The 13,001-nt window shown below is 65.7% G+C and carries 12 protein-coding genes and 3 tRNA genes; 7 read left to right on the top strand and 8 right to left on the bottom strand.

Features of this window, described 5'->3' with window-relative positions:
* Nucleotides 1–59: 59 nt before the first annotated feature.
* Nucleotides 60–1,280, bottom strand: a complete 1,221-nt coding sequence (locus H5398_RS10600; protein WP_182782821.1) for a pyrophosphate--fructose-6-phosphate 1-phosphotransferase — start codon at nucleotides 1,278–1,280, stop codon at nucleotides 60–62.
* Nucleotides 1,281–1,423: 143 nt separating this feature from the next.
* On the opposite strand from H5398_RS10600, the gene H5398_RS10605 reads away from it, so the two are divergent.
* Genes H5398_RS10605 through H5398_RS10620 form a run of 4 tightly spaced genes read left to right on the top strand, consistent with a single transcriptional unit; the run spans nucleotide 1,424 to nucleotide 3,771 of the window.
* On the top strand, nucleotides 1,424–1,792 hold the full coding sequence (locus H5398_RS10605) for a pilus assembly protein (protein ID WP_182782822.1): 369 nt from the start codon (nucleotides 1,424–1,426) through the stop codon (nucleotides 1,790–1,792).
* Nucleotides 1,789–2,226 (top strand): TadE/TadG family type IV pilus assembly protein, encoded by a 438-nt coding sequence (locus H5398_RS10610; protein ID WP_182782823.1) that lies wholly within the window; start codon nucleotides 1,789–1,791, stop codon nucleotides 2,224–2,226. The genes H5398_RS10605 and H5398_RS10610 overlap by 4 nt, the downstream gene beginning before the upstream one ends.
* 10 nt (nucleotides 2,227–2,236) lie before the next feature.
* On the top strand, nucleotides 2,237–3,130 hold the full coding sequence (locus H5398_RS10615; protein ID WP_182782824.1) for an aldo/keto reductase: 894 nt from the start codon (nucleotides 2,237–2,239) through the stop codon (nucleotides 3,128–3,130).
* 20 nt (nucleotides 3,131–3,150) lie between these two features.
* On the top strand, nucleotides 3,151–3,771 hold the full coding sequence (locus tag H5398_RS10620; protein ID WP_182782825.1) for an L-threonylcarbamoyladenylate synthase: 621 nt from the start codon (nucleotides 3,151–3,153) through the stop codon (nucleotides 3,769–3,771).
* A 106-nt stretch (nucleotides 3,772–3,877) separates the two neighbouring features.
* On the opposite strand, the gene H5398_RS10625 is transcribed toward H5398_RS10620, so the two are convergent.
* The 6 genes from H5398_RS10625 to H5398_RS10650 form a co-directional block, all read right to left on the bottom strand.
* Entirely contained in the window at nucleotides 3,878–4,582 is a 705-nt protein-coding gene (locus tag H5398_RS10625; RefSeq protein WP_182799972.1) for a DUF937 domain-containing protein, read from the bottom strand.
* Between the two features lie 119 nt (nucleotides 4,583–4,701).
* The gene (locus tag H5398_RS10630; protein WP_182782827.1) at nucleotides 4,702–5,451 is read right to left on the bottom strand and encodes a PIG-L deacetylase family protein; all 750 of its coding nucleotides are present in this window, start codon (nucleotides 5,449–5,451) and stop codon (nucleotides 4,702–4,704) included.
* Nucleotides 5,448–6,227: a DUF1801 domain-containing protein gene (locus tag H5398_RS10635; RefSeq protein WP_182799973.1), complete on the bottom strand. Its 780-nt coding sequence runs from the start codon at nucleotides 6,225–6,227 to the stop codon at nucleotides 5,448–5,450. Before H5398_RS10635 ends, H5398_RS10630 begins: the two co-directional genes overlap by 4 nt.
* Before the next feature lie 163 nt (nucleotides 6,228–6,390).
* A tRNA-Val gene (locus H5398_RS10640) sits at nucleotides 6,391–6,465 on the bottom strand.
* 1 nt (nucleotide 6,466) lies between these two features.
* Nucleotides 6,467–6,537: transfer RNA gene (locus H5398_RS10645), tRNA-Cys, on the bottom strand.
* Between the two features lie 50 nt (nucleotides 6,538–6,587).
* A tRNA-Gly gene (locus tag H5398_RS10650) sits at nucleotides 6,588–6,660 on the bottom strand.
* Between the two features lie 330 nt (nucleotides 6,661–6,990).
* Between H5398_RS10650 and H5398_RS10655 the strand changes: the two genes are divergently transcribed.
* The gene (locus H5398_RS10655; protein WP_182799974.1) at nucleotides 6,991–7,320 is read left to right on the top strand and encodes a hypothetical protein; all 330 of its coding nucleotides are present in this window, start codon (nucleotides 6,991–6,993) and stop codon (nucleotides 7,318–7,320) included.
* The gene (locus tag H5398_RS10660; protein WP_182799975.1) at nucleotides 7,313–8,350 is read left to right on the top strand and encodes a site-specific integrase; all 1,038 of its coding nucleotides are present in this window, start codon (nucleotides 7,313–7,315) and stop codon (nucleotides 8,348–8,350) included. The genes H5398_RS10655 and H5398_RS10660 overlap by 8 nt, the downstream gene beginning before the upstream one ends.
* Before the next feature lie 136 nt (nucleotides 8,351–8,486).
* Here H5398_RS10660 and H5398_RS10665 read toward each other — a convergent pair whose 3' ends face one another.
* Nucleotides 8,487–10,220, bottom strand: coding sequence for a DUF5677 domain-containing protein (locus tag H5398_RS10665; RefSeq protein WP_182799976.1), 1,734 nt, complete (start codon nucleotides 10,218–10,220; stop codon nucleotides 8,487–8,489).
* 567 nt (nucleotides 10,221–10,787) lie between these two features.
* On the opposite strand from H5398_RS10665, the gene H5398_RS10670 reads away from it, so the two are divergent.
* Complete coding sequence (locus H5398_RS10670) at nucleotides 10,788–12,746, top strand: hypothetical protein (protein ID WP_182799977.1); 1,959 nt, start codon at nucleotides 10,788–10,790, stop codon at nucleotides 12,744–12,746.
* Nucleotides 12,747–13,001: the final 255 nt, after the last annotated feature.

Genomic DNA, 13,001 nt, shown 5'->3' on the forward strand with positions numbered 1-13,001 from the left:
GTGGAAGGGGAAGTGCGGACGGCGGGTTCACGAGCATGCCGGGGCCGGCACGCGGGCGGTCAGTGGGCGGCGGTAACGGTGGGGAAGTCCTGGCCGATGGAGGCCAGCATCTCCTTGAACCAGTCCTGGTTGAGGTCGAACGGCTTTCCGCCCTTGATCCGGTCGAACGCGATGGCGCTCAGCACATCACCGTTCTCCTCGTCGTGGCCGATGACACCGGCCTCGCCCTTCAGGGCGGAGTCGACGGCGAGGTCTGTGCACTCCTTGATGAGGGCGAGATCCGCGTCGTTGGCGGCGGCGGAGCGGGAGAAGTATCCGGACTTCTGGATCATGACCTTCTCCGCGTTCAGCTTGTCAGCGAACTTCGACGCGAACCAGGCACCGGGGTTGATCTTGTCCAGCTTCACGTGCCCGAACGGGTCGCGCGGGACCTCCTCGCCTGCGCCCTCCATCTCGGCGACGATGGCGTCCAGGCCGGCACCCTCGGACAGGAAGATGGTGACGTTGCCCACCTCGTCCATGATCTTTCCAAGGCGTTCGGCCTCCTTGGCGATGTCGATGACGCCTTCGGGCACGTAGACGCCGTGGACGTCCCACGCCTCCCGCGACAGTCCGATCTCCGGCAGCCACTCCTGCGTGTCCAGCCAGGCGCGGTACTCGGCCGCGGTGGCGGCGGTGAGCCACCCGCAGTGACGGCCCATCACCTCGTGGACGATGAGCATGCGTGAGCCGGAGTTGTGTTCACCGACGATGTTCTTGGCGAAGACGGCGCCCTGCTCGGCCGCGGTCCACGCGCCTAGGGACTGCTTGATCGGGATGACGTCGTTGTCGATGGTCTTGGGCAGGCCCACGACGGTCAGGCCGTAGTCGTGTTCGGCGAGGTAGGCGGCGAGGTCTGCTGCGGTGGTGTTGGTGTCGTCGCCGCCGATGGTGTGCAGCACATCTACGCCGTCTGCCACCAGGCGGTCCGCTGCCACCTGGAGCGGGTTGGCCCCCTCCGCGACCAGTCCGCGCTTGACGAGGTCCTTGGCGTTGGTCAGCTTGACGCGGGAGTTGCCCACCGGAGACCCGCCGAACTTGTGCAGAAGTGCCGCGTTGGCGCGCACCGTGTCGTCGACGACGAGGTAGTCGCCCTTGAGCAGGCCTTGGTACCCGTGGCGGTAGGCGATGATCTCGATCTCCGGTGCCACCTGCGTGTAACGCTCGATCAGGCCACCGATGGCGGAGGAAAGGCAGGGGGCGAATCCGCCGGCCGTGAGGATGGCTACCTTCTTGACCATGAGGGTCCTTTCGTGAAGTTCTGTGTGGATTCCACCCTATTGCACGCGCCCCGGAGCGGCGGCTCTGGGGCGACGATGCACCGCAGGACCGGGGTTGTCCACAGGCGTTCGCGGATGACCCCCACACTTGGCACGATGTCCCCATGAGAGTGCGGCGAAACGAGCGCGGATTGAGCGGCTCGGTCCAGGCTGTGGTCCTGCTGCCGGTCAGCATCGGGATCATGTTCAGCCTGCTTCAGTGGTCGCTGCAGTACTGGGCCGAAGCTACGGCGCTGGCCGCCGCACAGCAGGGCGCGGCCGTCGCCTCGGCATACAACGGGACCCGGGCCGACGGGGAGGTAGCGGCCGCTGAGGTGGCGGACAACGGGGCGCTGTCCGGCGTCCGGGTCGAGATCGCCCGCGGCGCCCGGAGCACCACGGCCACGGTCCGCGGGCGCGCGGTCGTCGTCGTGTGGCCCCGCGAGATCAGCAAGGCGGTCACCGTGCAGACCGAGCGGCTGACCGGGTCATGATCGGTGAGGCTCGCAGGGGTGCGCAGCGGGGGTTGGCCCTCTCTGTTGAGGCGGTGGTGATCCTGCCGGTGCTGGTGCTGTTCATCGGCCTCCTCATCACCCTGGCACGGGTGGCCATCGCGGATCAGGCCGTCGGCTCGGCTGCGGCCGCGGCGGCGCGGGCAGCGTCCCTGGAGCGGGTCACGTCGAGCGCCCGGGCGGCGGCGCTGGACTCGGCCCGCGCGTCGCTGGCGCAGCGCAACATCGTCTGCCGCGACACCCGGGTCACCGTCGACGCCGACGGGGTGGGTCGGAGCGTGGGGGAGCGCGCCACGGTCAGCGCCGAGGTCCGCTGCCTCATCGAGATGAGAGACGTCAGCCTCCCGTTCATGCCGGGTGAGGTGGCGGTCTCCGCCACCCGCACCTCCCCGGTGGACCCCCTGCGCGGGAAGTAGAGTGACTGACATGACCACAACGAAGCAGCGCCGTATCGGCCAGTTCTCAGTCTCCCCGGTGGGCCTCGGAGCCATGCCATTCTCCATGAGCGACAAGCCGGAGAAGCCCTCCGAGGAGCAGGCGATTGCCACGGTCCACGCCGCCCTGGACTCCGGTGTCACCCTCATCGATACCGCGGACATCTACGCGCCGAGTTGGGATGCACTGGGCCACAACGAGCGGATCGTCGCCCACGCGCTGCGCAGCTACGACGGCGATGTGAGCAACGTCGTGGTGGCCACGAAGGCCGGCATCACGCGCGGCGTGGGGGAGACCTGGGGCCGTAACTCGGCGCCGGACTATCTTCGCAGCCGGCTGGAGTCCGCTCTGGCGACGCTGGGGGTGGACAAGCTGGACCTGTTCTATCTGCACCGCCCGGACCGCACTCGCGTCTATGGGAGCGTGATGGAGACCCTCGCCGCGTTCAAGGCGGAGGGCTTGATCGCGGAGATCGGCATCTCGAACGCCAACGTCGAGGAGATCCAGATCGCCGTCGACGTCCTGGGCGCAGGCGAGCTCGCCGCCGTCCAGAACGAGTTCTCCCCCCGGTTCAATGACACCAGCAAGTCCGAGCTCGACTTCTGCGCCCGTCACGGCATCGCATTCCTGCCCTGGTCACCCTTGGGCGGCACCGGCGGCGGGGCAGCCGCGGTCGGTTCCCGATTCCCCGTCCTGGCGGAGATCGCGGCTGCCCACGGGGTGTCTCCTCAGCGGGTGACCCTGGCGTGGGAGCTTGCCTTGGGGGACCATGTCATCGTGATCCCGGGCGCCTCGCGGCCGGAATCCATCATCGACTCCGCCGGCGCCATGGACCTGGATCTCACCGGCGATGAGGTGAATGCCATCTCCGCCGCCGTGCTCTGAGGTTTCGGTAGCCTGGGCCCATGGCCCAGTACTTCGACGTCCATCCAGACAACCCGCAACCCAGGGCACTGGCGCAGATCGCCAGGATCCTGGAGGGCGGGGGCCTCATCGCCTACCCGACGGACTCCTGCTTCGCTCTGGGGTGCGCGCTCGGCAACGCGCAGGGGATCGAGCGGATCAGACGGATCAGGCAGCTCGACGACAAGCACCACTTCACCCTGGTGGTCGACGAGTTCGCCAAGCTCGGCGCCTACGTCGAGATGGACAACTGGGCTTTCCGCGCCGTCAAGGCAGCCACGCCCGGGCCTTACACGTTCATCCTCAAGGCGTCCCGCGAGGTGCCGAAGATGATGCAGCACCCGAAGAAGCGCACCGTCGGTGTGCGCATCCCGGATCACCGCACCACCCTGGCCCTGCTCAAGACAGTGGGTGCGCCACTCCTGTCGTCGACGCTGCTGCTGCCTGGCCACGACGAGTCACTCACCGACGGCTGGGGCATCAAGGAACTGCTCGACCATCAGATTGATGCGGTGCTGGACTCCGGTGATTGTGGTGTCGAGCCCACAACCGTGGTGGATCTGAGCGGCGACGAGCCGGTGGTCGACCGCGTGGGTGCCGGGGACCCGTCGCCGTTCGAGTGAGCTGCAGCTTTGTGAGGCGGAGCGCCTCCTGACGATGGGCCCAATGCGGTCAGACGCAGGTGTGCCCCGGGCGGAGGGCCCAGGGCACACGAGGTCTACCCGCGTTTCAGCGACGGCCTCCGCCGAGCAGACCACCCAGGATGTCGCCGAGGATCCCGCCGCCGAGTCCGCCGGGCACCGTCGGCTGCTGTTGAGCCTGGGTCTGCGTGGGCCGTGACTCGGGCTCCGGCATCCGGAGGGTGCCATCGTCCGGTCCTGCTGTAGGCACCCGGAACTGCGGCTGGGCGCTCGGCTCCGCCCGCGGCGCCTGCGCCTGAGGTGCCGCCGCACCACCACCGAGGATCTGGCCCAGGATGTCGCCCAGCCCACCGCCACCGGTCGGCGATTGCTGCTGCGGTTGGCCCTGGGCCTCGTCACGGCCCATCAGCTTTCCTGCCAGCCACGACATCACGATGGGGGCGAGGATGGGCAGGAGCTTCTGAATCAACGCGTTGCCGCCGCCGAGGCCGCCCAGCTGGTTGACGACCTGCTCCTCGTTGTCGCCGAAGACGTGGTGGGCAATCTTGGCGCCGTCCGCCTCGTCCACATCGTCGAGGTTGATGCCCCCCTGGACGAGCTGAGGGCTGTGCTGCCCGATCGCGGAGGCCAACGACGCCTCGCCGTCAGGATCCCGCGTGTTGGCGCCCATGCCCATCAGAAGTGCGGGGAGTGCGTTACGCGTTGCGGCCTCCACCTCTTGCGGGCTCGCCCCGACACGCTGAGCCAGTTGATCGATCGGGAGGGTGGACAGCAGTTCGTCGAAATCGAACATCAACAACTCCTTGTCAGAGATTCAGCGCGCGAGGTGCGCCTCATCCAAAGCTAGGCGACGGCGGCGGTCGCTGTGACCGATTCGCTTACACCCGTGGTCGCGGCCGGGCGTAGCGACGATCAGGCAGTGTCCCGGGTCAGTCGGTGGGCCCTGAACAGGCAGGCGAAGTCGGTGCCCATCGCCCGGCCCTGGGCGGCCAGCATCTCCGGAATGAAGTCCGCCGGGGCCGGGTGGTCCGGGATGTCGGCCAGGTAGGCGCCGTGGGCTTCGAGGGAACGCACGCCCGCGTCGACATCGGCGCGGGTCAGGACGGCGCCGTGCGTGGGGGAGTTGTCGGCGGAGACGAGCAGCCACGTGGTGGCCCACTTCGCCAACCCTTCATCCGCGGCGAGTTCGGGGTGGACCCACGTGTTGTCGGCGTCACGGACCGCGTCCAGGGTGACAAGGCCCGCCACGCGGTGGTCTGCCTGGTTGAGTCCCCATCCCACCTCCACGTCCCAGGAGCCCGTCACCACAACGTCGGGCTTGAATCTGCGAATCGCGCGGGCCACGTCGCGGCGGAGATCGAGCGAGTAGACAAGCATGCCGTCCGGATGGTCGAGGATCTGGAGGTCGGTGACGCCCACTTCGTCGCAGGCCGCGCGCTGCTCGAGCGCGCGCAGTGGACCCACCTCGGCCGGCGGGCGCTGCATGCCCGCCTCACCGGAGGTGAGGAGAAGGTAGGCCACCTCCGCGCCTTGGGCTACCCAGTGATGCACGCACGCGGACAGTCCGTATTCCACGTCGTCGGGGTGGGCCACGACGCACAGGATGCGCCGGAACCCGGCATCCGGCAGCGGCTCCAGGACGGGGCGGTCGGGCCCGCTCATGAGCGGGCCTTGTTTCCTTCGGGCGCGGGGCCGGCCAGCGAGGCCACTAGGCGCAGGATGAGGTCACGGGGGAGCGGCTCAGTGAGCGGGAACCAGAGGGTCCCTTTCCCGCGTACGTAGGATGCGAGCTCAGAAGCCAGCTCCGGGTCCGCAGGGACCGGATAGACGGCCACGTGATCCTTCCACCCGGATACGAAAACCTGTGCCCGGCCTTTCCCTTGCTTGTAGCCGATGATGCCGTAGCTGAACACCTCGTCGGCATGGGGGAGCGCTCCCTTCACCAACTCCCTCAGCTCGTCGAACATGGGCCGGGCATCTGCCGGGACGGCAGCCACGTACTGGTCCACGGTGGTCACCTTCTCCGCCGGTGATTCGCCCAGGGCGTAGGAGGCCTCAAGCATCTGCCGCAGGACGGCGAGGTCGACGTCGGCGAGTTTGGTGAGATAGAGGCACGATACGCCGGTCTTGTGCTTGCCAAGCTTCGCCAGGTGTTCGCTGTAGTAGCGGTCGAAGCCCTCGTTGAAGTAGACGGTGAGCGTCGCCTTGCGGGGGCTGAAGCCCAGCCTGGGCATGTCGCCCTCCCTGCCCGTGTCATAACGGTAGTGCTGCGACCCGAAGCCGATGATGCTCGGGCCCCACATCGTCGGCTTGTCACCGGTGATGTCCTGCATCATCGACATGAGCTCGTGGGCTTCGTTGCGCCGTCGCTCTGTGACGGTCTCCAGGAAGTCCTCGACGGGCACTGGGGTGGGGCGGGTGACGGCTTCTGCTGGCATCCGTCAACTGTCGGCGCATGCACCAGTGGTGTCAAGGGGTGTGCGAGGGGGCGCGATCACGGCAAAGTGACATAATGCAGCTTATCGGTCAATTTCGTGGAGGCTCAACAGGCGCCGGAAACAGATCAGCTCCCCGATCATGGATCGAGGAGCTGAATCAGTCTGGTGGGCGATGGCGGTTTCGAACCGCCGACCTCTTCCGTGTCAGGGAAGCGCGCTACCACTGCGCCAACCGCCCGAGGTGGAGACGGGATTTGAACCCGTGTACACGGATTTGCAGTCCGTTGCCTCGCCTCTCGGCCACTCCACCTGGTGGAGCTATTACCCTCCCCAAACGGGTTGGGAGAGACTACATCTCCGAGCGGACGACGAGATTCGAACTCGCGACCCTCACCTTGGCAAGGTGATGCTCTACCAACTGAGCCACGTCCGCATGCGCTGTGTGCATTTGCCCTTGTGGGACAGCAGCAGCTGGCGCGAAGAAAACATTAGCGCACCCCCGGGGAGGACACAAATCAGCGACACCCTTCGTTCAGCCACACCTGCAACGAAGAGTCTCACGCCCACGCCTACACGGAGGGCCTCAGACCGTACCCGAGCTCTTAGAGTCGCCAGGGCTGCTCCCCCGTGCTCTGCCCCGGATCTTCCGGAGTCCCAAACCGGATAGGCCTTTCGCCAAGCTCGTCCCGTGACACATCTCAGTTGCCGTTACTACATCGGATTATCCAGAGAATCCGATGTAATAACCGGGTAGGCTCCCGGCATGGCCACACGACGCCGACAACTCGTCACCCGCGACGACCTGCCGCTGCCCCCGTACGAGTGGAGCCACGACCGCTCCGGCCCGAAGTCGGCGTGGGGTGTGAACCTGCCGATCTCTGAGCGCAACGATCTGCAGCTGATGGCCCAGCGCGGCACCGCCGGCCGCTGGACCTGGACGGTCACCATCTACCGCACCGGCAGCACCGACCAGGTGACCCGCATCGCCCGAGGCGTCCAGCCCACCCTGACGGCAGCCAAGCCGGCCGCCGAGGCCGCCGCCGGCACCTGGCTCGCCGACCAACTTGAGCTACCCGACGAGTCCCATGCCTGACAGCCAGCCAGGGGCCACGGCGGCTGGTGGTCTGGTCGCTGCTGATCATCAGGCGGGGATGTTGCTGCCGGAGGATCTGTCGTTGGATGCGGCCGAGGCTGCGTTCGCCTCGGCCTCCCGGGCTTCGTCGACGCTGCGCGGGTACCGCTCCGACTGGGCCGAGTTCGTCACCTGGTGCCGCGACAACCATCACATCGCGCTGCCCGCCACCGACATCGCGATCTCCCGCTACATCTCGGCGCTGGCAACCGCCGGGGCGAAGGTCGGTACGATCAGCCGGCGTCTGTCGACGATCCGGTTCGCCCACAAGGTCCGTAACCATCCCGACCCCACCCAAACCGCACGCGTGATCGCCGTCTGGGAAGGGATCCGCCGACAGCTCGGCGCTCCCCCGGACCAGGCCCGCCCCCTCATGCCCCCACTCCTCCTCGACGTCGTCGATGCCTGCCCCGAAATGACGAAATGGAAGACCCGCGACGATGAGCCCTCGCTCAGCGGGATCCGGGACCGGGTACTCCTGCTGGTCGGGTTCGTGTCCGCGCTGCGCGCCTCCGAACTCGCCGCTCTCGAGGTCGATCAGATCAAACCGCACGAGCGGGGCCTGGTGATCGAGCTCACCCACTCCAAAACCAACCAGACGGGAGACCTTGAGCTCGTGGTCCTGCCCTGGGGCGCCCGCCAGGACTACTGCCCCGTCACCGCGCTGCGCCACTGGCTCACCGTCGCCGGCATCACTGAAAGCCTGGTGTTCCGGCCCGTCTCCAAAGGCAACCGCGTCAGCAGCCGTGGCCTCACCCCCGACGGACTATCCCGCCTGATCACCCAGGCAGTCACCCGGGCCGGTCTCGACGCCACCGGCTTCTCGGCGCACTCCCTGAGGGCGGGTTTCGTCACCTACGCCGCTAAACGCGGCGCCACCTCCCTGCAGATCGCCCGCCAGACCCGCCACAAGGACCTCGCCTCCATCGGCATCTACACCCGCATCGAAGACGCCTGGGAAGAAAACGCAGCCACCCAACTCCCCCTCTGAAGAGGTCGGCCGGCTTGGCCTCGAATCGTCGCCGGGTCCGGCCGGAGGCCCCCCTGGCCACTCCCCCGCTTCACTCTCATCTGCCGATGAGCGGGCACATTTTCACCTCCCCACGGTTACGAAGCCGAGTGTGAGATCAGGCTGTCTCCTCGGTCTCCGACTCCTCGAGCCAGGAGAATGCCGAGGAGACCGCTAGCTCGTCGGTGTCGAGGATGCGGAAGGCAGTGCGGATCAGTGAGTAGAACTGGTCGACCCATGCAGTTGCGAGCTGTACGTTGCCGCCCAAGCTTAGTGAGAGGCTCGGGATGAGGTGTAGGCCGTGTAGGACGTTGAGGCACGGTTCCATGGCGTGGGTTTCAATCGACCACCACTCGGAGTGCGCGATGCCGCTGGCTTGTTGATAAGCCTGCCGATAGAAGTCGAGGAGACCTGTCTCCGTGGCCATGCTGCGGATGGACTTGCCTTGCGCGAATGTGTCGCGGGTGTCGACGATCCTATGATCGATGATGTCGTGGTTGTGACTGAGTCGTTCGAACTCGTCCATGGCTTCTTGGTATCCGGGCGTGCGTGCTTCGGCCGGCACCTCATCTGCGATGCGGGCGTAGAGCTTCGCCTTGCCTGCGCCGTACTCCTGGAACTCGCGGTAAATGGACGGGTCCTGCTCGGCCATCCAGTGCAGGTAGATCTTCGTCTCAACCAGCATGCGCACGATGTGGGCGCCGTGCTCCATGCACCACAGGTCGGGTGCTGTGAGCACCGCGATGAGATCCCGCCCAGTTCGCGACACCAAGCCTGAGACGACCTCCTGGCGTTCGTTGTCGTACAGGGGGGCGGGCGCCGTCTCCAAGGCTTCGACGAAGCTGGACAACAGGTCCATAGTGAGTTGCCTTAGTTGGGCACCATCGGCGGGAACCTGCGTTGGGCCAGCGCCGAGGTCATTCTCCACCGCCGGTCGGTCCTCTCGCGGATCGGCGTTTGCGTCAGGCTCCCCGTCAGGCTCGATGCCAGGATCCGCGTGGAGTTCGGCGTGTGGTGGCGGCGGGGTGCTAGCCGGAGCGGACTCGGACGCTGGCACGTGAGCGTCGTTCGATGACGCGGCGTCACCTACCGGCGCGGGTGCGGTGTCGTTATCCGATTCCCTCTTGCGAACGCATCGTGACGTCATCGAGTTGGCTTCCCAGAACACGCGCGCCCACTTGATCGCTTCGTCGAAGTATGTCGGATCCTCGGCCGTCAGCATTCCCTTGTGCGCTCCCCACTGCGAGCGGACGACCGAGTCGGCCCGGGACCTGGACTCCTCGTCGTCGTGGTAGCGCCTCAACAGGTCGATGGTCTCTCGGTCTGATGAGAACGTGCCGGCCTGAATTGTGCTCCAGGTGCGGAAGCCCTTCATCAGCGCCTCGCGGTGGCTGTCGCTGAGCGCTTCGAGCAGCGCGCGGCGCACGAGATCGATGTCGGTCTGCTCGGGCTCATGCACCTCGGCGCTCGCGACCAGCCATGGGGCCGGCATGTACGGGTAGGAGGTGAGCGCACTGCGTACGCCATCAGAGAGCAGATCGTGTTCATCGGCCCGATCCGAGACAACCGTTGCTGCGCTCGGGATCCTCTCGGCTAGACGTGCAAGGTTGGTCATTCGACCATCAAGCCTCTCAGCGACAAACGTGTTCTCGTCGTGCCCGGTCAGTGCCTCCTGGACCGCCTTCTGCCACGCGATGAAGTTGCGGATGGCTCCGTTGCCTTGCTCGGCCAGCACGAGGGCGGGCCACAGCAAGTCGGGCAGATCGTCCTTGAACCAGTCTCCGATGACGAGAACGCCGGTCGCCGCGAGTGGCGGTGTGAAGACTCGGCGCCGGTGAACGTGACCGGCCAAGGGCCCATCGTGTTGGTTCGGCTGTGGCGTCTGCATGAGCGCAACCTAGACGAGGGCGCCGACAATGGCATGGGCACTGGCTTAGCCCTGCACTCAGTGTTGGTCCCGACGTGACGGCGCATCGTTCTGCTGCGGCAGGCGGTCTCGGGCCCACACCGCAGGACTCGTGATGGAACCGGGCCCTCCGAATCAACAACTGGGGCCCTGCTTCTTTCCCCGGTGGCGGGCTCCCACTTCAACCGCTCCGTGCTATGGCAAGGGATTCAGCTGGAGTTGAGGGCGCGGTCAGAGTGGGTGGCCAGCGTTGCGCTGTCCGTCTCACAGTCATGTGACGGTCGTCAACGCACCGCAATGCCGGAGACAGGGCTTGTCCTCTGGAGCACCGGACCTTCCGCTGAGTCATCGACCCGCTCGAGCTTCCTGGGAGCCGTCATTCTGGTCAGAGCGATGCCAGCTTGGTGGTCGACCCGACGCCGTATGGGGCACCCCGTTGGTTGCTCCGCCTAGACTCGAGGCGACGCCGAGAGCTACCCCATCGACAAACGCTGAACACTCGCAAGGATTCACATGGACGCTGAAGTCGCACCGGACCGGCTCACGCATCGGCTCCGCTATTACGGCATTGGGGACTTCGCGACGTACTGGCAGGTCCAGCAAGCGGCCGAAGTAGTTGGGGCGTTTGACTCAGTCTCTTCGCCGAACGATGTCAATAGCATCTTGGAACTGCACAACGCTCGGCTATTCGTCGAGGCGGGTCTCGTCCCCGCTGGGCTCGGTAAAGACGACCGGCAGACGCTCCTCGCAACTGCCGCGTCGATCAGGCGGACCGTCGCGCATTGGTTCAGCGCGCTAGAGGACGGCAACCTCGCCGAGATGTTGACGCAAGTCGACTGGCAGTACCACGAGCATCTCCTCGACCTCTTGGCGGGCCTCGGAGTCTACAGACGCTGCTCCGCCGCGGCGATGCTGACTGCGCTTGACGGCGCAAGGATTCACCTCGGCGACATGCTCGCGAGCAAGCGGCTCGTGGAGAACTACGACAGACCCCTGCGGGATCGGCTTCTGACCGAGCCGGGTCGAGCGGAGCTTGTGGTTAGGCACCACCTTGAAGCCGAGAAAAGGAAGGAGACCTACCTTCCCGCGAGTTTCACTCCGGGAGACTCGCGGGCCCTGATGGAGGCCTATATCGACAGCTCGGAGCCGAACCCGAACTATCTCAAACTAATCGCAGACGCTGCGATCGACAGCACGGCCGGAATAGATGCCAAGCTGGTGGTCAGGGCGAGGCGTAGGTACGACGCCATGATGGAGGACTTCTTCCAGACAGCCCCCGGCATCAAGACCGGTTGCGCCGTTGCTGTGTCACAGACCCAGGTTGAGCCGGTGACTGCAAAGTTGAACGACATGGTGATCGAGTACACCTTCAGCGAGGCTTGGCTGGAGTGCACGTTGGACTTCGCGTCCATTCTGAACAACTTCCAGTTCTTGTTCGAGTTCGCACCGCACGACGCGCTCCTGACTCTCCCCGCATTCGACAGCGAACGCAGCGGCCTTGAGGTTGCCATGGGTCTGAACGGTGCCACCCACTACCGGACGGGGCACGTGTTCGGCGCCAAGGATCGTGCAACGCTGCTCCAAACGATGATGTATCAGCGCTATCTCGCAACGAAGGACATCGACCTTGAAGCGGTGCTTCGCTGGTACTTCGAGGAACACGTTCCCGCGGAATATGGCGTCGAGGGCTTCGTGTTCAGTCCGTCCAGCGCGACAGCCAATTACCTGGAGCGCTGCCGGAACCTCTTCGCCGAAATGGAGTCCGTCGCGACGCAGTTCAGACTGCTCGTCGAGGACGGCGAAATCGACCATGACGTAGCCGCCGCAGGAGCGGATCAGGTCCGATACCGGACCATCCCCAGCGCGATGGAAGGAAAGTACGTCTATCCGACGGACCACACTGAGATCCGAACGATCCTGCACACCTTGTTCTCTGATCAGTCGCACCTGACCTACGTCAGCGAGGACCTGAGAGGCGACAACGCCGTCGAGCTGCTTCAGCGGAACAGGGTCTCGTACGAGTCGCTTCATGAGTACCAACAGCCCCTCGTCGACAAATTGATCGAACTCGGGGTCGCCGAGAACACCGGCGACCGGGTCCGACTCAAGGACCCCGTCCTATTCCGCGTGCTGAAGTCACTCAACGACTACCAGGCCGTTGCCTACCACCATTTGAACGAGGAGTCCCGCGCACATGTCGACAGGATGCTCGATGCAGGCTGGCTCGTCAGACGTTCGTCGCTGCTCACCGAGGCCGAGGCCGCCTACTTCAACTACAACCTGAACTCCGTTGACTTCAGCAACGGCCCGAAGTTGCGCAACAAGTACCAGCACGGCGTCCAGCCGAAGGGCGAAGGGGAAGCCCAGCATCAGCAGACCTACTACATCGCGCTGCGACTGATGGTTGCGCTGACCATCAAGATCAACGATGAGTTGGGGCTTCTGGATGCGGAGAAGGCGGTGCAGCCGTGAGGGGGCAATCCAGGAGTGGCGGGGTGCCGATGGACGTGCGATACAGGTCTGCCCCGTCATGAGTCTTGTCAAGGGACAAGTCCACCGCCTGTTACCTGCGTCCTGCCGCCGCTAGTGACGTACTCATCTGCCGCGTTCCGATGGTTAGATTCCCCTACGCTCAGGCGAGGCTGGTGGTCTGGATGGAGGAGGGCTGGTGAGCACGAACGCTGACTTTCTTGCGATCCCCGGCCTGGACCGGGCGGGCCAAGTGGC

The sequence above is a fragment of the Tessaracoccus sp. MC1679 genome, from assembly GCF_014164775.1.
Classification (GTDB): Bacteria; Actinomycetota; Actinomycetes; order Propionibacteriales; family Propionibacteriaceae; genus Arachnia.